This is a genomic window from Citrobacter sp. B72, assembly GCF_016894305.1.
Lineage (GTDB): Bacteria > Pseudomonadota > Gammaproteobacteria > Enterobacterales > Enterobacteriaceae > Citrobacter > Citrobacter portucalensis.
The window spans coordinates 1795726-1816643 of sequence record NZ_CP069801.1 but is presented as its reverse complement, the minus strand read 5'-3'; the positions used below and the strand labels follow the sequence as shown (position 1 = coordinate 1816643).

Sequence of the window (20918 nt, the reverse complement as noted above, 5' to 3'; positions counted from 1 at the left end):
GCTAGCCCGAAAATCCCCAGGAGCATAGGTATACTATGTGACTGGGGTTTAAGGGTGCGGCCAACGCCGAGGCAGCTTGAAGGATGAAGTGTAATAAGGAGACACCATGATTGATTTACGCAGTGATACCGTCACCCGGCCGAGTCGCGCCATGCTGGAAGAGATGATGGCAGCCCCAGTCGGGGATGACGTATATGGAGACGACCCTACCGTTAACGCCCTCCAGCAATACGCCGCAAAACTTTCTGGTAAAGAAGCCGCTATTTTCTTACCTACCGGTACTCAGGCTAACCTGGTGGCGCTGCTCAGCCATTGTCAGCGTGGCGAAGAGTACATTGCCGGTCAGGGCGCGCATAACTATCTCTACGAAGCAGGTGGCGCAGCGGTGCTCGGTAGCATTCAACCGCAACCTATCGACGCCGCACCGGATGGCTCCCTGCCTCTGGACAAAGTAGCTGCGAAAATCAAAGCGGACGATATCCACTTTGCCCGCACCCGCTTGCTCAGCCTGGAAAATACCCACAACGGCAAAGTGCTGCCGCGCGAGTATCTGAAAGACGCCTGGGAATTCACCCGTGAGCGTAATCTTGCCCTGCACGTCGACGGCGCACGTATTTTTAACGCCATCGTCGCCTACGGCTGTGAACTTAAAGATGTCACGCAATACTGTGATTCGTTCACCATTTGCCTCTCCAAAGGCCTCGGTACCCCCGTTGGTTCACTGCTGGTCGGCAGCCACGAGTACATCAAACGCGCTATTCGCTGGCGCAAAATGACCGGCGGCGGAATGCGTCAGGCCGGTATTCTGGCAGCGGCCGGGCTGTATGCGCTGAAAAATAACGTGGCGCGTTTGCAGGAAGATCATGACAACGCCGCCTGGATGGCGGAGCAGCTGCGCGAAGCAGGCGCAGACGTCATGCGTCACGACACCAACATGCTGTTTGCTCGCGTTGGCGAAGAGCACGCTAACGCGCTGGGCGAGTATATGAAAGCGCAAGGTGTGCTGATTAACGCCTCCCCGATTGTGCGCCTGGTGATGCACCTGGACGTATCACGTGAACAACTTGCTGAAGTCGTCGCCCACTGGCGCGCTTTTTTAACCCAATAAGGAGATGGGCGTGCCGCAACGGATTTTGGTTCTTGGCGCCAGTGGCTACATTGGTCAGCATTTGGTACAGGCGCTCAGTCAACAAGGGCATCAGGTGTTGGCTGCGGCACGTCGCATTGAACGGCTGGAAAAGCAGCAACTGGCCAATGTCAGTTGCCACAAGGTCGATTTGAATTGGCCAGATAACCTCACCCCGCTGCTGACGGGTGTTGATACGGTTTATTATCTGGTTCATGGTATGGGCGAAGGCGGTGATTTTATCGCCCACGAACGCCAGGTGGCGATGAACGTGCGCGATGCGCTGCGTAATACGCCAGTTAAACAGCTTATTTTCCTGAGCTCATTGCAGGCTCCCCGGCATGAACAATCCGATCATCTGCGTGCGCGACAGATAACCGCGGACACCTTGCGCGAGTCAGGCGTGCCAATGACGGAATTGCGCGCGGGCATTATCGTGGGAGCGGGTTCCGCTGCCTTTGAAGTCATGCGCGATATGGTTTACAACCTGCCGGTTCTCACCCCTCCACGCTGGGTACGCTCGCGTACCACGCCTATCGCGCTGGAGAATTTAATGTACTATCTGGTGGCATTGTTGGAAAATCCCACACCACATCACCGCGTCCTCGAAGCCGCCGGGCCGCAGGTGTTGAGCTATCAGGAACAGTTCGAGCATTTTATGGCGGTCAGCGGTAAACATCGCCTGCTCATCCCCATCCCCTTTCCTACCCGCTGGATTTCGGTCTGGTTTTTAAACGTCATTACGTCAGTGCCGCCAACCACGGCCAAAGCGCTGATCCAGGGCTTAAAACACGACCTGCTGGCCGATGACACCGAATTACGTGCGCTGATCCCTCAAAAACTGATTGCCTTTGATGACGCGGTGCGCAGCACGTTGAAGGAAGAAGAGAAGCTGGTCAACTCCAGCGACTGGGGTTACGACGCACAGGCGTTTGCCCGCTGGCGCCCAGAATATGGCTATTTCGCCAAACAAGCTGGCTTTAGCGTTGAAACCTCTGCCAGCACAAAAGCGCTGTGGCAGGTTGTGAATCGACTCGGCGGCAAAGAAGGCTATTTCTTTGGCAATATTCTATGGAAGACGCGCGCGGCGTTGGACCTGCTGGTCGGCCATAAGCTGGCAAAAGGTCGTCCCGAACACCCACTATTGCAAGTTGGCGACACCGTTGATAGCTGGAAAGTCATCATCGTTGAGCCGGAGAAACAGCTGACGCTGCTGTTTGGGATGAAAGCGCCGGGACTGGGTCGCCTGAGCTTCACACTGGAAGATAAAGGCGATCACCGACGCATTGATGTACGCGCGTGGTGGCATCCGCACGGTATGCCTGGCCTCTTCTACTGGCTGTTGATGATCCCCGCCCACCTGTTCATTTTCAGGGGGATGGCGAAGCGTATAGCCAAACATGCAGAACAAATCACAGACTAATGATAAAAAGAGCCTGTATTCTTTCATGTTTCCCATTGCATACAGGCGTAATTCACGGAAGAATGCGCACGACGTTTTTTAAACACAGTGGATTGATATGAAGGTACTGGTTACCGGAGCCACCAGCGGCTTGGGCCGAAACGCGGTTGAGTTTTTATGCAGCAAAGGCGTCAGCGTCAGAGCCACCGGTCGCAACGAAGCGATGGGCAAGCTGCTGGAGAAAATGGGCGCAGAGTTTGTGCATGCGGATTTGACCGAGCTGGTTTCTTCGCAGGCAAAAGTGATGCTGGCCGGCATTGACACGCTGTGGCACTGCTCCAGTTTCACCTCTCCATGGGGAACTCAGGAAGCTTTTGATCTGGCCAACGTTCGTGCTACCCGCCGTCTGGGCGAGTGGGCCGTAGCCTGGGGCGTACGTAACTTTATTCATATCTCCTCTCCGTCGCTGTATTTTGATTATCACCATCATCGCGATATCAAAGAAGACTTCCGTCCCCATCGCTTCGCCAACGAATTCGCCCGCAGCAAAGCGGCTGGTGAAGAGGTGATTGCGCTGCTCGCCCAGGCCAACCCGCAGACTCGCTTTACTGTCTTGCGCCCACAAAGCTTGTTCGGACCTCACGATAAAGTCTTTATTCCCCGCCTCGCCCATATGATGTACCACTACGGCAGCATCCTGTTGCCGCACGGCGGGAGTGCGCTGGTGGATATGACCTATTACGAGAACGCGGTTCACGCGATGTGGCTGGCGAGTCAGGAAGCCTGCGATAAGCTGCCGTCGGGTCGCGCGTACAATATAACCAACGGTGAACATCGCACCCTGCGCAGTATTGTGCAGAAACTTATCGACGAGCTGAATATTGATTGCCGTATCCGCTCCGTGCCCTACCCGATGCTGGACATGATTGCCCGCAGCATGGAGCGTTTAGGCAATAAATCGGCGAAAGAGCCAAAGCTTACGCATTACGGCGTTTCGAAGCTGAATTTTGACTTTACGCTGGATACCAGCCGCGCCCAGGAAGAGTTAGGTTATCAGCCAGTTGTGACGCTGGATGAAGGGATTGAGCGTACCGCGGCCTGGCTGCGCGACCACGGTAAGCTGCCGCGTTAGGCTGATAGCCATTGCAGGGGGGCGGCACAAGCGTCACAAAATCCTGCAAAATTAACCGTAGGCCTGATAAGCGAAGCGCCATCAGGCATTGGTGTCTGCGTTAACCCTGCCCGTATTTCTCCAGTAACGCTTCGGCAATCGCCTGCGTTTCCGCGTCCGCCACGCCATTCCACAACGTCGGGCGGAAGTGCATCTGGAATGCCATAATCACCCGCTGCTGTTCACGCGGCGTCATCTCAGCTTTTACCTCATAACCATAGCGTGACAGCAGATCGAGCAATGACGCGGTTTCTACCGGCGTATGGGGCGCTCGTCCGGCGAGATAAAATGCCACACGCTGAGCATCCGGCCATGCGCCAATGCCCTGAGCGGCCAGTGCTTGCCACGGAAACAGCGGGCCGGGATCGTCCTTACGCTGCGGCGCAATGTCTGCATGAGCCACCACGTTTTGCGGTTTTATGTCGTAGCGGGCGATGATATCTTTCGCCAATGGGATTAACGCCTGAATCTGCGCGGGCTCAAACGGCGCAAAATACTTGCTGCCCGCTGATTTTTGCCAGCCGCGGTTTTCCAGCTCAATGCCAATTGAGGTATCGTTAATACGCGTAGCGCCGCGCCAGAAGCTAATCCCCGCATGCCAGGCCAGATCTTTTTCCGGCACCAGTTGCCAGATACGCGGTTTACCATGGTAAAGCGGCGGCACTGCGGGGATCAAATAGTGTGAACTGACGTTTTTATCGGTCAGCGTAGCCAGGGAAGAGTCAAAATCATCGGCCGTGTAATGGATAACCAGTACTTTAATGCGCGGATAAGCAGCCTGGGCCTGACGGCGGGTATCTAACTGATACCCGTTTTTGTCGACAATCCCTTTTTCGCCAGCACATCCCACCAGCAACAGCGTAAATGCCAGCAGACACAACAGACGTTTCATCGGCGAGTTTTCACCGCGGTACCGCTGACGCTCACCATCAGCATGCTACCGTCTTTGCCTACGGTTTCATAATCGATATCGATACCGACCACCGCATCAGCACCCAGCGCTTTCGCCTGTTCGCCCAGCTCCTGAAAAGCAATTTCACGCGCTTTACGCAGCTCTTTTTCATACGCGCCGGAGCGACCGCCAACAATATCGCGAATGCCGGCGAAGATATTCGCGCCTAAAATGGCTTCGCCGGTAACAACACCGCAGTACTCCACGATGCTCTGTCCTTCCAGCGTAGGGGTTGTCGAAAACTGCATGGTTAATCTCCTTTTTGCACTAAGAGCACAATCTCAAAAGCATTATCAAACCAATACACTATGACACTCAAAGGAAAGCCCGCCAAATAAAACTGCTATCCTTGTTGATGTGTAGCGGTTTCAGGTGGTGCGTTTTTTATTTGACTGGCATGCCGCCAGAAATAAAAAAGCCCCCAGATGTTTGGGGGCCTGAAGTTATTATTTTCTAAAATCTAATGGCGCCTTGCCGGACTGAATGTACATTGCTACGTTATCAAATGTAATCATTTTTGATTTACAAAAAATACATTTTGCCCCGAACGGATTTCCCTCAGTAACATCAAAGGTTGATGTTCTGTATTGGGAACCATGGCAACATGGACAGCGAAAGTGAATATGATTAGTAATAATAGTTACCTCAAAGCGCCACAACATTAATTGCGGATGGACCTTTAGGTCCCTGCTCCACACCGAATTCGACTTTCTGGTTTTCATTCAGTGTCTTAAACTCATTACTTTGAATCGCTGAGAAATGGACAAAGACATCTTTGCTGCCATCTGCAGGCGTAATGAAGCCAAAACCTTTTTCAGGATTGAACCATTTAATTAAACCAGTCATTTTAGTAGACATATATTTATTCCTTAATTTGAGCCTTTCGGCAAGCTTGGTTTTTATGACAGAAACTTCGTAGTGCTTAATGAAGAGACTCAAAGAGGGGATAAACGGATTACACCTGAAAATGAGAACTGCTTGAGTAAACTACTTTGTATATCGTCTGTTATTCAAACCGACCGGATCATTAACGCACGGGCACCGAGATTAAGCAACTCTTATTTTAGCCATCCGGAGTCCCTTATAGCCAACAACACGGCATGAGTTTTGTTTAGCCAGGCGTAAAGCGCGGCAAATGGAACATGCAAATGCTCAGATGGTCTATACAGTATAAGAAGCATGAATGGCCGCCAACGCCCCGTTGCAGGTTGATATACTAAAGCTGAAGCTGGCAACGAGCGCCACCAACATGCTTCAGGTGGGGTGTCCGCGAATTTGCTTTAGCAAAAACAATGTGTTAATCGATCATACAATCTTTAGTGAGACCGAATTGTTCATCGTAGAACACAATTAGTAGGAAGCTTATAAGGAAATCATTATGCGCTATTCGAAACTCTCTCTGCTGGTTCCATGTGCACTACTTCTCAGCGCCTGTACGACCGTGACGCCGGTCTATAAAGATAACGGCACGCGTAGTGGTTCATGCATAGAAGGTGGGCCAGACAGCGTGGCTCAACAATTCTATGATTACCGTATTCAGCATCGAAACAATGACATTACCGCCCTTCGTCCGTACCTGAGCGACAATCTGGCAAAACTGCTGACCGATGCCAGCCGTGATAATGCACACCGCGACCTGTTTAACAGCGATCCGTTCTCCAGTCGCGCTACGTTACCAGACAGCGCCAGTGTCGCCAGCGCATCGACTATTCCGAATAGTGATGCACGCAACATTCCACTGCGCGTAGAGCTGAAACAAGGTGACCAAAGCTGGCGTGATGAAGTGCTGATGATCCGTGAAGGTCAGTGCTGGGTCGTTGATGATGTACGCTATCTGGGCGGCAGCGTACACGCGCCAGCCGGGACGTTGCGCCAGTCTGTCGAAAACCGCTAACCGCCCCATTCACCCGCTTAAATCATAACCCCCATAAATTGTCTGGCATTCTGCATAGAATGCCGACATTTATTCTTGCCCACTGGTGACCTCGCTATTTTGTGCTATGTTTAGAGAAGAATGCGGTTTGCATTTAACTTTTAACGCATAAATATTGCATAACTATTCTGTCAAAGGTAGTATCTGCGGCTTCAATAGCTATCAGACTGCCAGTATCGAGTGTCAATGAGTATTCAATTAAACGGCATTAACTGCTTCTACGGCGCACATCAGGCGCTGTTCGATATCACGCTGGATTGCCCTCAGGGTGAAACACTGGTGTTACTTGGCCCAAGTGGAGCCGGGAAAAGCTCGCTGCTGCGCGTACTCAACCTGCTTGAGATGCCGCGCTCAGGCACGCTCTCTATTGCGGGCAACCGTTTCGACTTCACGAAGACCCCGTCAGATAAAGCCATTCGGGATCTGCGTCAGAACGTGGGCATGGTCTTTCAGCAATATAATCTCTGGCCGCATCTCACGGTTGTGCAGAACCTGATTGAAGCGCCCTGCCGTGTGCTCGGTCTGACAAAAGAGCAGGCAATGGCGCGCGCCGAGAAACTGCTGGAACGTCTGCGCCTCAAGCCTTACAGCGATCGTTACCCATTACATCTTTCCGGTGGACAGCAACAGCGTGTAGCCATTGCCCGCGCGTTGATGATGGAGCCGCAGGTGCTGCTGTTTGATGAACCGACCGCCGCGCTTGACCCGGAAATTACCGCCCAAATCGTCAGCATCATTCGCGAACTGGCGGAAACCAACATTACTCAGGTGATCGTCACCCACGAAGTGGAAGTTGCACGTAAAACGGCCAGTCGTGTGGTGTATATGGAAAACGGTCATATCGTCGAGTTTGGGGATGCGAGCTGCTTTGCCAACCCGCAAACCGAAGCGTTTAAAAACTATCTTTCTCACTAAGATTCGGGACAATACAATGAAAAAAGTTCTGATTGCCGCGCTAATCGCAGGTTTTAGTCTTTCCGCTACCGCAGCCCAAACCATTCGTTTCGCCACCGAAGCGTCTTATCCTCCGTTTGAATCTATCGATGCGAATAACAAGATCGTAGGTTTTGACGTTGATCTGGCAAACGCGCTGTGTAAAGAGATTGACGCTACTTGTACCTTCACCAATCAGGCCTTCGACAGCCTGATCCCAAGCCTGAAATTCCGTCGTTTTGACGCGGTAATGGCCGGTATGGACATCACCCCAGAGCGTGAAAAACAGGTGCTGTTCACCACCCCTTACTACGACAACTCTGCGCTGTTTGTGGGCCAGCAGGGTAAATACACCAGCATTGACCAGCTGAAAGGTAAAAAAGTCGGCGTTCAAAACGGTACTACGCACCAGAAATTCATCATGGATAAACATCCGGAAGTGACCACTGTGCCGTATGACAGCTACCAGAATGCCAAACTCGATCTGCAAAACGGTCGTATTGACGGCGTCTTTGGTGATACCGCAGTAGTAACCGAGTGGCTGAAAGACAATCCTAAGCTTGCCGCGGTTGGTGACAAAGTGACGGATAAAGATTACTTCGGTACAGGTCTGGGCATCGCGGTACGCCAGGGCAATACCGAGCTGCAGCAGAAGTTTAACGCTGCGCTGGAAAAAGTGAAGAAAGATGGGACTTACGAAACCATCTACAACAAATGGTTCCAGAAGTAATATTTGATGAATGAATTTTTTCCTTTAGCAAGCGCCGCCGGGATGACCGTCGGCCTTGCCGTTTGTGCGCTGATCATTGGCCTTGCACTCGCCATGTTTTTTGCCGTCTGGGAGTCAGTAAAATGGCGCCCGGTGGCATGGGCGGGCTCGGCCCTGGTCACCATCCTGCGCGGTCTGCCAGAAATTCTGGTGGTTCTGTTTATCTATTTCGGCTCCTCGCAGCTGCTGCTGACGCTGGCCGATGGCTTTACGATCAATCTCGGGTTTGTACAAATCCCGGTTCAGATGCAGATCGAAAACTTCGACGTCAGCCCGTTCCTGTGCGGTGTCATTGCACTGTCATTATTGTACGCCGCTTACGCGTCGCAAACGCTGCGTGGCGCGCTGAAGGCCGTGCCACTCGGACAATGGGAATCAGGTCAGGCGTTGGGTTTGTCTAAAGCCGCGATCTTCTTTCGTCTGGTGATGCCGCAGATGTGGCGTCATGCCTTACCGGGACTGGGTAATCAGTGGCTGGTATTGCTGAAAGATACCGCGCTGGTCAGCCTTATCAGCGTGAACGATCTGATGCTACAAACGAAGAGTATTGCCACCCGTACCCAGGAGCCGTTTACCTGGTACATTGTGGCGGCCGCTATTTACCTGGTGATTACGCTGGTGAGTCAGTACATTCTCAAACGCATTGACCTGCGCGCGACACGTTTTGAGCGGAGACCAGGCTGATGCTTGAGTATTTACCTGAATTGTTGAAAGGGCTGCATACCAGCCTGACGCTGACAGTCGCCTCCATCGTGGTTGCTCTGGTGCTGGCGCTGATCTTCACCGTCATCCTGACGCTGAAAACGCCGGTGCTGGTGTGGCTGGTTCGCGCGTATATCACGCTGTTTACCGGTACACCGCTGCTGGTGCAAATCTTCCTGATCTACTACGGACCTGGACAGTTTCCGGCATTGCAAGAATATCCGGTACTGTGGCATCTGCTCTCTGAACCCTGGTTATGCGCCTTAATTGCGCTGTCGTTAAACAGTGCGGCCTACACTACGCAACTGTTCTACGGCGCTATCCGTGCAATCCCGGAAGGCCAATGGCAGTCCTGCGGAGCGTTAGGGATGAGCAAAAAGGATACGCTGGCGATTCTGTTGCCGTACGCCTTTAAACGCGCCCTCTCCTCGTATTCCAACGAAGTGGTGCTGGTATTTAAAAGTACCTCACTGGCTTACACTATCACGCTGATGGAAGTCATGGGCTATAGCCAGCTGCTGTACGGTCGTACTTATGACGTTATGGTCTTCGGTGCGGCAGGTGTGATTTACCTGATCGTCAACGGCTTGCTGACGCTGATGATGCGCTTAATCGAACGTAAAGCGCTGGCGTTTGAACACCGGAATTAAGCATATGCCTAATGGCGCTACGCTTATCAGGCCTACGGTTCATGCACCTTTTGTAGGCCGGATAAGGTGCTAGCACCGCCATCCCACAAATATGCATAAAGCAAAATAATAAAGACGGACAACAACCTAAATTGTCCGTCTTTTTTTATACCAGTAAAAATATTTAATCGTTTTTATTGCATATAAATTCATTAAATGGCATTGTTACTCCACGCCGCAGACACGGTAATAATCATAAGATTGACAGACGGGAGTTCCACCATGAAAAAGTTAGTACTGGCCGCATTACTTGCTACTTTCGCCGCTGGCGCCTCAGCTGCTGATAAAATTAGTTTCGGTGTATCAGCCACGTATCCGCCATTTGAATCACTGGACGCGAGCAATAAAATTGTCGGTTTTGACATCGACCTGGCAACGGCGCTGTGCAAACAAATGCAGGCAGAATGTACTTTCACCAATCACGCTTTCGACAGCCTGATCCCCGCGCTGAAATTCAAGAAATATGATGCGGTAATTTCCGGAATGGATATCACACCTGAGCGTAGCAAGCAGGTTGCATTTACTCAGCCTTACTATGCCAACTCCGCGCTGGTGATTGCGAAAAAAGACACCTATAAAACCTTTGCCGACCTGAAAGGTAAGCGCATCGGTATGGAAAACGGCACCACGCACCAGAAATACCTGCAGGACAAACATCCTGAAGTGAAAACCGTGGCCTACGATAGCTATCAGAATGCGATTATCGACCTGAAAAATGGCCGTATTGATGGCGTATTTGGCGATACCGCTGTGGTTAACGAATGGCTGAAAACCAACCCGCAGTTAGGCGTTGCCACTGACAAAGTAACCGATCCGCAATACTTCGGTACTGGCCTTGGCATCGCGGTTCGCCCGGATAACAAAGCCCTGCTGGAAAAACTGAACAGCGCGCTGGCGGCAATCAAAGCTGACGGCACGTACCAGAAAATCAGCGATCAATGGTTCCCGCAGTAACGTCTGCCCAATCTGAAAAGCCGCGCTCTGCGGCTTTTTTTATCTCTTCGCCTGCGCTTTCAGTCAGTTCTTACGCCATAAACGCTTTCCTGGCATACACTTGTTAAAACGAAAAAAAGTGAGGCAAACGGATGATAGCGTTCCCTGCCAGTTTACTGATCCTCAATGGAAAAAGTGCTGATAATCTCCCCCTGCGTGATGCCATTGCGAAGCTTCGCGATGAAGGCGTGGAAATCCATGTTCGCGTGACCTGGGAAAAAGGCGATGCCCAACGCTACGTTGATGAAGCTCGTCAGCTAGGCGTTGCTACGGTGATAGCCGGCGGCGGTGACGGCACCATCAACGAAGTTTCGACAGCGCTGATTCAGTCGCAGGGTGGCAATATTCCGGCGCTGGGTATTTTACCGTTGGGAACGGCGAATGACTTTGCCACCAGCGTTGGTATACCCGACGACCTTGATAAGGCGTTAAAGCTGGCTATCGCTGCAAATGCGACTGCGATCGATATGGTGCAGGTCAACGATAAAACCTGTTTTATCAACATGGCGACCGGGGGATTTGGCACGCGCATCACCACCGAAACGCCGGAAAAACTCAAGGCCGCACTGGGCGGTGTATCGTATTTTATTCACGGATTAATGCGCATGGATACTCTCAAGCCCGACATCTGTGACATTCATGGGGAGGATTTTCACTGGCAGGGTAAGGCGCTGGTGATTGGTATCGGTAACGGTCGCCAGGCCGGTGGTGGGCAACAGCTTTGCCCGACGGCGCTGATCAACGACGGCCTGCTGCAACTGCGCATTTTTACCGGCGAAGAACTACTGCCAGGACTGCTTTCGGCGTTAACGCAATCCGAAGACAACCCTAACATTATTGACGGCGCATCGTCGTGGTTTGATATCCGCGCCCCACACGAAATTACCTTTAATCTCGATGGTGAACCACTCAGCGGACAAGAGTTTCATATTGAAATCCTGCCCGCTGCGCTACGTTGCAGACTGCCGCCAGGTTGTCCGCTATTGCGCTAACCCAACGACAATCCGAGGATCAGGCAATAGTAACTTTGCTGTCCAGATAAACGTCCTGTACGGCGTTAATCAACTTAACGCCGTCGGCCATGGTTTTCTTGAACGCTTTACGCCCCAGAATCAGCCCCATACCACCCGCACGTTTGTTAATAACCGCCGTACGTACTGCATCGCTCAGGTCGGTGTCGCCGCCGGCCGCCCCGCCAGAGTTAATTAACCCGGCACGCCCCATATAACAGTTCGCCAGTTGGTAACGCACCAGGTCAATTGGATTCTCGCTGGTCAACTTGGTATAGACGCGATCGTCGGTGTAGCCAAAATTAACCGCTTTATACCCGCCGTTATTTTCCGCCATTTTCTGCTTAACGATATCCGCTCCGATAGTGGCAGCCAGATGGTTAGCCTGCCCGGTAAGATCGGCGGAAACATGGTAATCCACGCCATCTTTTTTAAACGCGGAGTTACGCAGATACGCCCACAGCACGGTAACCATACCCAACTCATGGGCGCGCTCAAACGCTGCTGAAATCTCTTCAATCTGGCGGCGAGATTCCTCAGAACCGAAATAGATAGTTGCCCCTACCGCAACCGCACCCATATTGAACGCCTGCTCTACGCTGGCATACAGCGTCTGGTCAAAAGTATTCGGATAGCTGAGCGTTTCGTTGTGGTTAATTTTAACGAGGAACGGGATACGGTGCGCGTAGCGGCGGGAGACAGAAGCCAGCACACCGTAAGTTGATGCCACGCAGTTGCACCCTGCTTCGATAGCCAACTCCACAATATTCTTCGGATCAAAGTACAGCGGGTTAGCGGCAAACGAAGCACCAGCAGAATGCTCTACCCCCTGATCCACCGGTAGGATCGACAGATACCCTGTCCCGGCAAGTCGCCCCGTGTTATACAGCGTCTGCATATTACGCAGCACGGCAGGCGGCCGGTTGTTATCCACCATTACGCGATCGACGTAATCATGTCCAGGCAGGTAAAGTTGGTCAGAAGGAATGGTCATACAACGATGCTGTAAAAGGCTGTCGGCATCTTTGCCAAGCAACTGCGCAATATCAGTCATAGCTATGCTCCCGTAAGTTCCAGTTTAAAACCGGAATATGGATTGTCCTGACCCGCCTTTTTGCGGGCAGCATTAAGCCTGGTACCGACTGCACTTTTTTTCCATCTTTAGCGCACTTTTCAGCAACTTCTGCTGGCTCGATTCAGGAAAAAATAATGTTAAGACGGTCAAAGTTTAACCCCAAAGGTATTTTAAAGGTATTATTGAATGGTACTATCAGCGCGTACCTTACCTGTCATGAAGGATTTAAAGATGAAAACTACAGTTAAGCTGTCGTTCATGATGTTTGTAGAGTGGTTTATCTGGGGCGCCTGGTTTGTACCACTGTGGCTGTGGCTGAGTAAAAGTGGCTTTAGTGCCGGAGAGATCGGCTGGTCCTACGCCTGCACAGCCATTGCGGCGATCCTGTCGCCCATTCTGGTCGGTTCAATCACTGACCGCTTTTTCTCCGCGCAAAAAGTGCTGGCGGTGTTGATGTTCGTCGGCGCTATTCTGATGTACTTCGCCGCCCAGCAAACCACCTTTAGCGGATTCTTCCCTCTGTTACTGGCCTATTCGTTGACCTATATGCCGACGATTGCGCTGACCAACAGTATTGCTTTTGCCAACGTACCGGATGTTGAACGTGATTTCCCGCGCATCCGCGTGATGGGGACCATTGGCTGGATTGCCTCCGGTTTGGCCTGCGGTTTCTTACCGCAAATGCTTGGCTATAACGACATCTCACCCACCAATATTCCCCTGCTTATCACTGCCGGAAGCTCCGCATTATTAGGCGTTTTTGCCTTCTTTTTACCGGATACGCCGCCAAAAAGTACCGGCAAAATGGATTTCAAAGTTATGCTGGGTCTGGATGCGCTGATCCTGCTGCGCGATAAGAACTTCCTCGTCTTCTTCTTTTGCTCTTTCCTGTTTGCGATGCCACTGGCGTTCTATTACATCTTCGCCAACGGCTATCTGACAGAAGTCGGAATGAAAAACGCCACCGGCTGGATGACACTGGGCCAATTCTCTGAAATCTTCTTTATGCTGGCGCTACCGTTTTTCACCAAACGCTTTGGCATTAAAAAGGTATTGTTGCTTGGTCTTATTACTGCGGCGATCCGCTACGGATTTTTCGTTTACGGCGGTGCGGAAGAATATTTCACTTACGCCCTGCTGTTTCTCGGCATTCTGCTGCACGGCGTCAGTTACGACTTCTATTACGTCACGGCTTACATCTATGTCGATAAAAAAGCGCCGGTCCACATGCGCACCGCAGCGCAAGGGCTTATCACCCTCTGCTGTCAGGGGTTCGGCAGCCTGCTCGGTTACCGTCTGGGCGGCGTAATGATGGAAAAAATGTTTGCTTATCAGGAACCGGTTAATGGTCTCACCTTTAACTGGGCTGGCATGTGGGGATTTGGCGCGGTCATGATTGCCGTCATTGCCGTGATGTTTATGATTTTCTTTCGCGAATCAGACAAAGAAATCACCGCCATTAAGGTGGACGATCGCGATGTAGCGTTGAAACAAGGGGAAGTAAAATGAAAGCAGAACGTATTCTCGGTGCTCTTTATGGGCAGGCGTTAGGGGATGCGATGGGCATGCCGTCGGAACTGTGGCCAAGAACCCGGGTTAAAGCACACTTCGGTTGGATCGACCGTTTTTTGCCCGGCCCTGCGGAAAATAATGCCGCCTGCTATTTTAACCAGGCGGAGTTCACTGATGACACGTCCATGGCACTGTGTCTGGCAGATGCCCTGCTTGAGTGCGACGGCGAAATTGTGCCAGACGTTATTGGTCGCAATATTCTGGCCTGGGCCGAGCAGTTTGATGCTTTTAATAAAAACGTGCTCGGCCCGACCTCGAAAATTGCGTTGAAAGCTATTCGTGACGGTAAACCGGTCGCCGAACTGGAAAACAACGGCGTGACCAATGGCGCGGCAATGCGCGTTTCCCCGCTGGGATGCCTGCTGCCCGCCCGCGATCTTGATGCCTTTATCGATGATGTGGCACTGGCCTCCAGCCCAACGCATAAATCGGATCTGGCTATCGCGGGAGCCGTTGTCGTCGCGTGGGCGGTATCGCGCGCCATCGACGGAGGAAAATGGTCAGAGATTGCCGACGCGCTACCTGCCATTGCCCTGCATGCGCAGCAAAAACGAATCACCACGTTTAGCGCATCGCTTTGTGCACGCCTTGAACTGGCGCTGAAAATCGTCCGTAACGCCGACGGCGTCGAGTCCGCCAGCGAGCAGTTGTATCAGGTTGTGGGGGCAGGAACCAGCACCATTGAGTCCGTTCCTTGCGCTATCGCCATGGTTGAGCTGGCACAGACCGATCCTAACCGCTGCGCCATTTTGTGCGCTAACCTCGGCGGCGATACCGACACCATCGGGGCGATGGCAACCGCCATTTGTGGTGCATTACACGGCGTGAGCGCGATCAACCCAGCATTGAAGCAGGAGTTGGATGCGGTGAATCAGCTGGACTTTACCCACTACGCCAACGGGTTAATGCGACTGCGCGAGCAGCGGGAGGCGCTATGAGCAACACGCATCTGCAACAACTTCTCTCGCAGTTACGTACACAGCGGCCAGTAACGGTGGTGGGTGCGGCGGTGATTGATGTCATTGCCGATGCGTATGCCCTCCCCTGGCGCGGCTGTGACATCGAGCTCAAGCAGCAAGGTGTTAACGTTGGCGGCTGCGCACTCAATATCGCCGTCACGCTTAAGCGTTTAGGTATCGATGCCTGCAATGCTCTACCACTGGGTCAGGGAGTGTGGGCCGACATTATCCGCAACCGGATGACAAAAGAGGGACTGCACAGCCGGATCGACAATGCCGAAGGCGATAACGGCTGGTGTCTGGCGCTGGTGGAGCCGGATGGCGAGCGTACCTTTATGTCTTTTAGCGGCGTTGAGAATCAGTGGAATGCCGCCTGGCTGGCACAGCTGGATATCCCGCGTCATAGCCTGGTGTATCTTTCGGGTTATCAGCTAGCGTCCCCGTGCGGTGAATTGCTGGTGCAGTGGCTGGAAGGTCTGGAAGAGGTGACACCATTTATCGATTTTGGCCCGCGCATCGGCGACATTCCCGAGCCCTTACTGGCAAGAATTATGGCCTGTCGTCCGCTGGTGTCACTTAATCGTCAGGAGGCGGAAATTGCTGCCGAGCGGTTTGCATTGAGTCAGGATGTGGAAGGTTTTGGCGCAGAATGGGTGCAGCGTTTCACCGCACCGGTGGTCGTGCGGCACGATAAAGACGGCGCATGGTATTTCAGCGCACAGACATCCGGCTGCGTACCGGCATTTGCAACGGCGGTCGTTGATACTATCGGCGCAGGTGACAGCCACGCTGGCGGTATGCTGGCTGGGCTGGCGTCTGGCTGGACGCTGGCCGACTCAGTGCTGTTAGGTAACGCGGTGGCGTCCTGGGTAGTTGGGCATCGCGGCGGCGATTGCGCCCCGTCACGCGAGGAGCTACTCCTCGCACACAAAAACGTATAGATCGCTACGACAGTAACTGATGCTGTATTCAATAGGCCGTTGCTGCTGGTCAAGCGCTACCTGCTTGATCACCAGTACCGGCACTTTGCTATCCATTTGAATGTGCGCCTGAAACTCTGCGTCAGGCATTCTGGCGCTAACACGTGAGCGCGTGCGCTGCGGGAAAATATGCTGGCTACGAAAATAGTCATACAGCGAAACACCGATGGCATCCACGTCATGAATTAGATGTGCGGGTACCCAAGACTCTTCAATAGAGACTGCGTCTTCGTCAACGTAACGAATGCGTTTGAGCAAGAAGACATCACTCCCTGCGACAACAGCCAACTGCTGTGCCACCTCTTCCGGGCAAGGCACAATTCTTTTGTTAACCCACAATGTATCCGGTTTTTTACCGCGTAACACCACCTGCTGAGAAAAACCACGCGCTTCTTTGAGCGAATACTCGAAGATATTGTTAATTTGCGTTCCGTAACCGCGGGCACGTGTTACTACACCTTCTTCTTCCAGGGCCTGCATCGCCTTACGTACCGTAATCCGAGAAACGCCGGTCAACTGGCTGAGGTCGCGCTCGCCGGGCAGGATATTGCCGTGCTCCAGGATCCCACTGCGCACAGCATTCTTCACCGTCTGCGCAAATTTCATATACAGCGGCGTGTTATCCGCCGCTGAAATACGTTCATTCAGTTGTGCGATAAGCTGGGTATGCGCTTGTTCCATTTATCTTTTTCCTGGCCGCCGTTTCTGCAGCCAGTATACCCATTACCACCACGCGTGGAAATGATGCACCGGACCGATTCCTTCGCCAACTTCCAGCGTGTCGGCCTGTGCCAACGCCGCTGAAAGCCACAGTTTGGCTTCCTGTACGGTATCAGCCCAGTTGTTATGGCGCGGACGCAGGGCTGCCAACGCCGCCGATAGCGTACAACCGGTGCCATGGGTATTTTTGGTCATCACCCTTGGTGCGGTAAAACGCTGCTCACCATCGCGCGTAAAGAGCCAGTCGGGGCTTTGCGCATCATCCAGATGACCGCCCTTCATCAACACTGCCTCGCAGCCCAGCGCCCGTAGCGCCCTTCCCTGCTCTAACATCTCCTGCTCACTCTGCGCATGCGATGCCCCGAGCAGTGCAGCAGCTTCGGGTAAATTAGGGGTGATAATCGAAACCTGCGGCAGCAAACGGGTACGCAACGTTTCTACCGCTGAGGGCGACAGCAACGGATCGCCGCTTTTCGCCAACATCACCGTGTCCAGCACCACATTTTGTACCCGATGGCGACGTAAACGTTCGGCGACAGCTTCGACAATGTCCGTCTCCGCCAACATACCGATTTTAGTCGTATCAATACGCACATCATTGAACACAGAGTCCAACTGCGCGGCGACAAAATCAGGCTCAATGCGATACACCGACTGCACCCCACGCGTATTTTGCGCCACCAACGCCGTGATAACGGAACAGCCGTAAGCGCCCAGCGCCGAGAAGGTTTTTAAATCAGCCTGAATACCCGCGCCACCGCTTGGATCGGTTCCGGCGATCGTTAATGCGTTAATCCGTTTCATGCTTGCTCCTGGGCGTTCAGGTTATAGAGGGCGTCGAGAAATGCCGGGACAAAACTGCCCGGTCCGTTTGATTGTTGTGTGGCTATTTGCCCGGCCTGTTTCATCCAGCTACAGGCGGAGGCGACGTTATCAAGTCGGTCACCACGTAAAGCGCAACTGGCCGCAACAACCGCTGATAGCGCGCATCCGGTGCCCACCACGCGAGTCATCAACGGGTCACCACCGTCCACGCAAACGGTACGCTGACCATCGGTGACGTAATCCACTTCGCCGGTAACCACGACAATGGTCCCAATCTGACGAGCCAGCGCCTGCGCTGCGGGAAGCGCAGCGACAGCCGTATCGGTTGTATCCACGCCGCGTCCCCCACCGTTCATGCCGGCCAGAGCAAGTATTTCCGAAGCGTTGCCACGAATAGCAGCAGGCTGTAGTGACAATAATTCCAGGCAGAAGCGGCGGCGAAACTCAAGCGCGCCTACGGCAACGGGATCGAGCGTCCACGGGGTTTTAGCATTCTGAGCATGCTCAACTGCGGCACGCATCGCCGCGGCCCGTTCCCGAGTTAAGGTGCCGACATTAACCAGCAACGCACTGGCAATGGCGGCGAATCGGCTGGCTTCTTCAGGCTCGATAACCATCGCAGGCGATGCGCCCAGCGCCAGTAATGTATTGGCAGTAAAGCTTTGCACGACCTCATTGGTCATACAGTGTGTGAGCGGGGATAAGGTTCTAAATTGGTGCAAAGTGTGAGCCGCGAGCGCGCGGCTGTGCAGGTCAGGCTGCATGGTTCAGCTCCTGCCCGCGCGAAGAAGGGACACGAGCAGTGTCAGACTTCCCTACGCTGGCATTATCCAGATCAGGTGGTACGGGTATTTCTCAGCCTTCACCAGGAAGGGCACCCCGAGTCGTTGAATTGATCTCTTTTAATTTTACAGTAAGTTATGCCTGAAAAATTAATTTGATCCGGAGTCAATATACACCATAACACCCCGCAAAGGTGTATCTCTTTTTGTATCATACGTCGTGCCCCGCTTTAGGCATTATCCCGTTAATTGCATTTCAATGATTTAAGCTCTAGTAAACCGGAATATTAATTTTACTAAAATCTATTTTATTTTCATGATGTTATAATAATCACTCATTCCTTATTCCCATTTTTCAGGAATATGATAACGAGGGATACCATACTAACTAAGAGGGATTTTGATATGGCAATACCTGTTTATCTATGGCTTACAGACGATGTAGGAAATCAGGTTAAAGGATCGGTTGATGTACATGGTAGAGAAGGTTCTATTGAAATTGTAGAACTGATGCATAACGTAGAGCTACCTACTGATCCACTGACAGGACAGATTACAGCTAAGAGGAAGCATGGAGATTATTTTTTACTGAAAGAGGTAGATTGTTCATCGCCTTATCTCTATCAGGGTGTATCCAGTGGACAGATATTCAAACAAGCGGTATTGAAATTCTACCATATCAACCACAACGGGCTGGAAGAAGAATATTTTCGAGTGACAATGGATAATGTAAGGGTCAATGAGATTGAACCTTTTATGTTTGATGTCAAGAATCCAGCATATGAAAAGCGAAATCACATTGAGGCATTCTACTTAGCCTACGAAAAGATCACATGGCTCTATCTGGACGGGAACATAACTCACTCCGATTCATGGAACGACAGCAAGGAGGCGGCGTAATGACTTGGGTATACAAAGTAAGTTCTCATAGCTTCTATCTGAATGGTACATACCAATTTGATGCATTGTATTCAGGTAGACCAGGTTTTAAGAATGATTCAGCTAACGAGTGCGTGAGTGAAAAGGGGCCACTTCCTAGAGGAACCTACACTATCGGTCTTGCTTTCTATCACCATAAGACAAAAGCGTACACAATACGCCTTACACCTTACCCTGAAAATCAGATGTGCGGGCGTGATGGTTTCATGATACACGGTAATAGTTCAAGACATCCTCTTAGTGCCTCGGATGGATGCATCATATTAGGACTGGCTGGTCGCAAAGAGATCAATGATAGCTCTGATAAGATTCTGGTAGTTGAGGATTAAATGAAAAAATTATTAATCCTTATAACCTTCATACCTATTCTTTCATTTGCAAAAAATGAGGGTTGTGCATCAGTAGGCTCAGCAATGGAAGCCATATTATTCAATAAGTTAGCAGAGGACTTGAGTATAGATACATCTACTGTTGATGAAATGAAAGCAAAAGTAGATGTGCTTGATATTACACCTATTTCACGGATGTACGCTGAGAAATTAGCAAGAATCGACTTTGATAAAGATCCTGATAAGGATAAAACAGAAGATAAGTACAAAAACATTTATCTTTCAAGCTATTATGATAATGAAGTGAAGTCCATTACAGCTAAATATACCTACACCGATAAGCACGGTAAGAAAGATGTATTCATTGCCTCAAGCCTGATGAACAAAGACGAGTGTTCAGTTAGGTTCAACGGGTACATCACCCTATCAAGAGAATTTTAATATTAATAATAGGGGTTAGCAACGGTCCCTATTATCTAATAGATGAAAGAATGCATGGCTGTCAGCCATAGAACAGCCGTAAAGCTGACAGAATGAATCGTGCTGTACCTCCCCTATTGCGAAACTACTGGTCAAGGTTGCTGCAATTCTGTACTTTCATTTACACTTTTTACGAAATGACTGGAGTGATCACAAAATAGTGCTTGTCAGACATCCGGTATGCCAGGAATGATACATGACTGATTTTGATGACCCGAAGAGGTAGAGAGGATGGGTATGAAGAATAAAATGTTGCTGGGTGCACTTCTGCTTGCAAGCAGCGTCGTCTGGGCCGCACCAGCTGCAACAGCTGCCCCCACCGGTATCGATAAGTATGAACTGAGCAGCTTTATTGCTGACTTCACCCATTTCAAACCCGGTGACAAGGTTCCACCACTGTATCTCACCGAAGAATACACCATTAAACAGTGGAATCTGCGCAACCTGCCCGCACCGACGGCAGGCACCCACTGGACCTACATGGGCGGCGCATATGTGCTGGTCAATGATGCCGATGCTAAGATCATTAAAGCCTACGACGGCGAGATTTTTTATCACCGCTAAAAAAAACGCACCC

General features: G+C 51.6%; 25 protein-coding genes and 1 riboswitch. Of the genes, 17 read left to right on the top strand and 8 right to left on the bottom strand.

The window, feature by feature from the left end; all coding sequences use genetic code 11:
• The first annotated feature begins 106 nt into the window (after nucleotides 1-106).
• The 3 genes from ltaE (at nucleotide 107) to JQN59_RS08525 (ending at nucleotide 3660) form a co-directional block, all read left to right on the top strand.
• The gene (gene ltaE / locus JQN59_RS08535; protein ID WP_149608001.1) at nucleotides 107-1108 is read left to right on the top strand and encodes a low-specificity L-threonine aldolase; all 1002 of its coding nucleotides are present in this window, start codon (nucleotides 107-109) and stop codon (nucleotides 1106-1108) included.
• A 10-nt stretch (nucleotides 1109-1118) separates the two neighbouring features.
• Nucleotides 1119-2549, top strand: coding sequence for an SDR family oxidoreductase (locus tag JQN59_RS08530; RefSeq protein ID WP_149608002.1), 1431 nt, complete (start codon nucleotides 1119-1121; stop codon nucleotides 2547-2549).
• A gap of 97 nt (nucleotides 2550-2646) precedes the next feature.
• A complete protein-coding gene (locus JQN59_RS08525; RefSeq protein ID WP_003834312.1) occupies nucleotides 2647-3660 on the top strand; it encodes an NAD-dependent epimerase/dehydratase family protein in 1014 nt (337 codons plus the stop codon).
• A 100-nt stretch (nucleotides 3661-3760) separates the two neighbouring features.
• On the opposite strand, the gene JQN59_RS08520 is transcribed toward JQN59_RS08525, so the two are convergent.
• The 4 genes from JQN59_RS08520 to cspE form a co-directional block, all read right to left on the bottom strand.
• Nucleotides 3761-4591, bottom strand: a complete 831-nt coding sequence (locus tag JQN59_RS08520) for an N-acetylmuramoyl-L-alanine amidase (RefSeq protein WP_149608003.1) — start codon at nucleotides 4589-4591, stop codon at nucleotides 3761-3763.
• Entirely contained in the window at nucleotides 4588-4899 is a 312-nt protein-coding gene (locus tag JQN59_RS08515) for a heavy metal-binding domain-containing protein (protein WP_204528195.1), read from the bottom strand. Before JQN59_RS08515 ends, JQN59_RS08520 begins: the two co-directional genes overlap by 4 nt.
• Before the next feature lie 198 nt (nucleotides 4900-5097).
• Entirely contained in the window at nucleotides 5098-5286 is a 189-nt protein-coding gene (gene ymcF, locus JQN59_RS08510) for a cold shock small protein YmcF (protein ID WP_149608010.1), read from the bottom strand.
• A 10-nt stretch (nucleotides 5287-5296) separates the two neighbouring features.
• The gene (gene cspE, locus JQN59_RS08505; RefSeq protein WP_149608004.1) at nucleotides 5297-5509 is read right to left on the bottom strand and encodes a transcription antiterminator/RNA stability regulator CspE; all 213 of its coding nucleotides are present in this window, start codon (nucleotides 5507-5509) and stop codon (nucleotides 5297-5299) included.
• A 520-nt stretch (nucleotides 5510-6029) separates the two neighbouring features.
• On the opposite strand from cspE, the gene JQN59_RS08500 reads away from it, so the two are divergent.
• The 7 genes from JQN59_RS08500 to yegS all read left to right on the top strand — a co-directional run bounded on the left by JQN59_RS08500 (nucleotide 6030) and on the right by yegS (nucleotide 11662).
• Complete coding sequence (locus JQN59_RS08500) at nucleotides 6030-6545, top strand: lipoprotein (protein ID WP_003834409.1); 516 nt, start codon at nucleotides 6030-6032, stop codon at nucleotides 6543-6545.
• Between the two features lie 225 nt (nucleotides 6546-6770).
• The gene (gene artP, locus JQN59_RS08495; RefSeq protein WP_003027295.1) at nucleotides 6771-7499 is read left to right on the top strand and encodes an arginine ABC transporter ATP-binding protein ArtP; all 729 of its coding nucleotides are present in this window, start codon (nucleotides 6771-6773) and stop codon (nucleotides 7497-7499) included.
• A 16-nt stretch (nucleotides 7500-7515) separates the two neighbouring features.
• Nucleotides 7516-8247, top strand: coding sequence for an arginine ABC transporter substrate-binding protein ArtI (gene artI, locus JQN59_RS08490; RefSeq protein ID WP_003027298.1), 732 nt, complete (start codon nucleotides 7516-7518; stop codon nucleotides 8245-8247).
• Between the two features lie 6 nt (nucleotides 8248-8253).
• Nucleotides 8254-8970 (top strand): arginine ABC transporter permease ArtQ, encoded by a 717-nt coding sequence (gene artQ, locus JQN59_RS08485; RefSeq protein WP_003027301.1) that lies wholly within the window; start codon nucleotides 8254-8256, stop codon nucleotides 8968-8970.
• Nucleotides 8970-9638 (top strand): arginine ABC transporter permease ArtM, encoded by a 669-nt coding sequence (gene artM, locus JQN59_RS08480; protein WP_003840185.1) that lies wholly within the window; start codon nucleotides 8970-8972, stop codon nucleotides 9636-9638. The genes artQ and artM overlap by 1 nt, the downstream gene beginning before the upstream one ends.
• Before the next feature lie 261 nt (nucleotides 9639-9899).
• Nucleotides 9900-10631 (top strand): arginine ABC transporter substrate-binding protein ArtJ, encoded by a 732-nt coding sequence (gene artJ, locus JQN59_RS08475; protein WP_003027308.1) that lies wholly within the window; start codon nucleotides 9900-9902, stop codon nucleotides 10629-10631.
• 131 nt (nucleotides 10632-10762) lie between these two features.
• Nucleotides 10763-11662 (top strand): lipid kinase YegS, encoded by a 900-nt coding sequence (gene yegS, locus JQN59_RS08470; RefSeq protein WP_149608005.1) that lies wholly within the window; start codon nucleotides 10763-10765, stop codon nucleotides 11660-11662.
• 19 nt (nucleotides 11663-11681) lie between these two features.
• Here yegS and fbaB read toward each other — a convergent pair whose 3' ends face one another.
• Complete coding sequence (gene fbaB / locus JQN59_RS08465; protein ID WP_003834421.1) at nucleotides 11682-12734, bottom strand: class I fructose-bisphosphate aldolase; 1053 nt, start codon at nucleotides 12732-12734, stop codon at nucleotides 11682-11684.
• A 252-nt stretch (nucleotides 12735-12986) separates the two neighbouring features.
• Here fbaB and JQN59_RS08460 point away from each other — a divergent pair, with 252 nt between their 5' ends.
• The 3 genes from JQN59_RS08460 to JQN59_RS08450 are packed head-to-tail and all read left to right on the top strand — an operon-like array spanning nucleotide 12987 to nucleotide 16227.
• The gene (locus JQN59_RS08460) at nucleotides 12987-14264 is read left to right on the top strand and encodes a nucleoside permease (protein WP_008785233.1); all 1278 of its coding nucleotides are present in this window, start codon (nucleotides 12987-12989) and stop codon (nucleotides 14262-14264) included.
• Nucleotides 14261-15265, top strand: a complete 1005-nt coding sequence (locus JQN59_RS08455) for an ADP-ribosylglycohydrolase family protein (protein WP_008785234.1) — start codon at nucleotides 14261-14263, stop codon at nucleotides 15263-15265. Before JQN59_RS08460 ends, JQN59_RS08455 begins: the two co-directional genes overlap by 4 nt.
• Complete coding sequence (locus tag JQN59_RS08450; RefSeq protein ID WP_060683554.1) at nucleotides 15262-16227, top strand: PfkB family carbohydrate kinase; 966 nt, start codon at nucleotides 15262-15264, stop codon at nucleotides 16225-16227. Before JQN59_RS08455 ends, JQN59_RS08450 begins: the two co-directional genes overlap by 4 nt.
• On the opposite strand, the gene JQN59_RS08445 is transcribed toward JQN59_RS08450, so the two are convergent.
• The 3 genes from JQN59_RS08445 to thiM are packed head-to-tail and all read right to left on the bottom strand — an operon-like array spanning nucleotide 16201 to nucleotide 18575.
• Nucleotides 16201-16947 (bottom strand): GntR family transcriptional regulator, encoded by a 747-nt coding sequence (locus JQN59_RS08445; protein ID WP_008785236.1) that lies wholly within the window; start codon nucleotides 16945-16947, stop codon nucleotides 16201-16203. The genes JQN59_RS08450 and JQN59_RS08445 overlap by 27 nt on opposite strands.
• 42 nt (nucleotides 16948-16989) lie before the next feature.
• Nucleotides 16990-17790, bottom strand: coding sequence for a bifunctional hydroxymethylpyrimidine kinase/phosphomethylpyrimidine kinase (gene thiD / locus JQN59_RS08440; RefSeq protein ID WP_008785237.1), 801 nt, complete (start codon nucleotides 17788-17790; stop codon nucleotides 16990-16992).
• Nucleotides 17787-18575: a hydroxyethylthiazole kinase gene (gene thiM / locus JQN59_RS08435; protein ID WP_149608006.1), complete on the bottom strand. Its 789-nt coding sequence runs from the start codon at nucleotides 18573-18575 to the stop codon at nucleotides 17787-17789. Before thiM ends, thiD begins: the two co-directional genes overlap by 4 nt.
• 31 nt (nucleotides 18576-18606) lie before the next feature.
• Nucleotides 18607-18703: riboswitch (TPP riboswitch) on the bottom strand.
• 295 nt (nucleotides 18704-18998) lie between these two features.
• On the opposite strand from thiM, the gene tssD reads away from it, so the two are divergent.
• The 4 genes from tssD (at nucleotide 18999) to JQN59_RS08415 (ending at nucleotide 20905) form a co-directional block, all read left to right on the top strand.
• Nucleotides 18999-19493, top strand: a complete 495-nt coding sequence (tssD, locus tag JQN59_RS08430) for a type VI secretion system tube protein TssD (RefSeq protein ID WP_048236390.1) — start codon at nucleotides 18999-19001, stop codon at nucleotides 19491-19493.
• Nucleotides 19493-19861, top strand: a complete 369-nt coding sequence (locus tag JQN59_RS08425; RefSeq protein ID WP_149608007.1) for a tlde1 domain-containing protein — start codon at nucleotides 19493-19495, stop codon at nucleotides 19859-19861. The genes tssD and JQN59_RS08425 overlap by 1 nt, the downstream gene beginning before the upstream one ends.
• Nucleotides 19862-20302 carry a hypothetical protein gene (locus JQN59_RS08420; RefSeq protein WP_048234940.1) on the top strand — a complete coding sequence of 147 codons (441 nt, stop codon included), beginning with the start codon at nucleotides 19862-19864 and terminating at the stop codon, nucleotides 20300-20302.
• A 270-nt stretch (nucleotides 20303-20572) separates the two neighbouring features.
• Nucleotides 20573-20905: an RcnB family protein gene (locus tag JQN59_RS08415; protein ID WP_003834436.1), complete on the top strand. Its 333-nt coding sequence runs from the start codon at nucleotides 20573-20575 to the stop codon at nucleotides 20903-20905.
• Nucleotides 20906-20918: the final 13 nt, after the last annotated feature.

What these genes read in the sequence shown, in the direction of transcription:
- JQN59_RS08450 (WP_060683554.1), top strand. Translation starts at nt 15,262, where the DNA reads ATGAGCAACACGCATCTGCAACAACTTCTCTCGCAGTTACGTACACAG.
- JQN59_RS08415 (WP_003834436.1), top strand. Translation starts at nt 20,573, where the DNA reads ATGGGTATGAAGAATAAAATGTTGCTGGGTGCACTTCTGCTTGCAAGC.
- thiM (WP_149608006.1), bottom strand. Translation starts at nt 18,575, where the DNA reads ATGCAGCCTGACCTGCACAGCCGCGCGCTCGCGGCTCACACTTTGCAC.
- thiD (WP_008785237.1), bottom strand. Translation starts at nt 17,790, where the DNA reads ATGAAACGGATTAACGCATTAACGATCGCCGGAACCGATCCAAGCGGT.
- artP (WP_003027295.1), top strand. Translation starts at nt 6,771, where the DNA reads ATGAGTATTCAATTAAACGGCATTAACTGCTTCTACGGCGCACATCAG.
- fbaB (WP_003834421.1), bottom strand. Translation starts at nt 12,734, where the DNA reads ATGACTGATATTGCGCAGTTGCTTGGCAAAGATGCCGACAGCCTTTTA.
- yegS (WP_149608005.1), top strand. Translation starts at nt 10,763, where the DNA reads ATGATAGCGTTCCCTGCCAGTTTACTGATCCTCAATGGAAAAAGTGCT.
- JQN59_RS08515 (WP_204528195.1), bottom strand. Translation starts at nt 4,899, where the DNA reads ATGCAGTTTTCGACAACCCCTACGCTGGAAGGACAGAGCATCGTGGAG.
- artJ (WP_003027308.1), top strand. Translation starts at nt 9,900, where the DNA reads ATGAAAAAGTTAGTACTGGCCGCATTACTTGCTACTTTCGCCGCTGGC.
- JQN59_RS08460 (WP_008785233.1), top strand. Translation starts at nt 12,987, where the DNA reads ATGAAAACTACAGTTAAGCTGTCGTTCATGATGTTTGTAGAGTGGTTT.
- tssD (WP_048236390.1), top strand. Translation starts at nt 18,999, where the DNA reads ATGGCAATACCTGTTTATCTATGGCTTACAGACGATGTAGGAAATCAG.
- artM (WP_003840185.1), top strand. Translation starts at nt 8,970, where the DNA reads ATGCTTGAGTATTTACCTGAATTGTTGAAAGGGCTGCATACCAGCCTG.
- JQN59_RS08525 (WP_003834312.1), top strand. Translation starts at nt 2,647, where the DNA reads ATGAAGGTACTGGTTACCGGAGCCACCAGCGGCTTGGGCCGAAACGCG.
- JQN59_RS08445 (WP_008785236.1), bottom strand. Translation starts at nt 16,947, where the DNA reads ATGGAACAAGCGCATACCCAGCTTATCGCACAACTGAATGAACGTATT.
- JQN59_RS08420 (WP_048234940.1), top strand. Translation starts at nt 19,862, where the DNA reads ATGAAAAAATTATTAATCCTTATAACCTTCATACCTATTCTTTCATTT.
- JQN59_RS08425 (WP_149608007.1), top strand. Translation starts at nt 19,493, where the DNA reads ATGACTTGGGTATACAAAGTAAGTTCTCATAGCTTCTATCTGAATGGT.
- JQN59_RS08500 (WP_003834409.1), top strand. Translation starts at nt 6,030, where the DNA reads ATGCGCTATTCGAAACTCTCTCTGCTGGTTCCATGTGCACTACTTCTC.
- ltaE (WP_149608001.1), top strand. Translation starts at nt 107, where the DNA reads ATGATTGATTTACGCAGTGATACCGTCACCCGGCCGAGTCGCGCCATG.
- JQN59_RS08455 (WP_008785234.1), top strand. Translation starts at nt 14,261, where the DNA reads ATGAAAGCAGAACGTATTCTCGGTGCTCTTTATGGGCAGGCGTTAGGG.
- cspE (WP_149608004.1), bottom strand. Translation starts at nt 5,509, where the DNA reads ATGTCTACTAAAATGACTGGTTTAATTAAATGGTTCAATCCTGAAAAA.
- artI (WP_003027298.1), top strand. Translation starts at nt 7,516, where the DNA reads ATGAAAAAAGTTCTGATTGCCGCGCTAATCGCAGGTTTTAGTCTTTCC.
- JQN59_RS08520 (WP_149608003.1), bottom strand. Translation starts at nt 4,591, where the DNA reads ATGAAACGTCTGTTGTGTCTGCTGGCATTTACGCTGTTGCTGGTGGGA.
- artQ (WP_003027301.1), top strand. Translation starts at nt 8,254, where the DNA reads ATGAATGAATTTTTTCCTTTAGCAAGCGCCGCCGGGATGACCGTCGGC.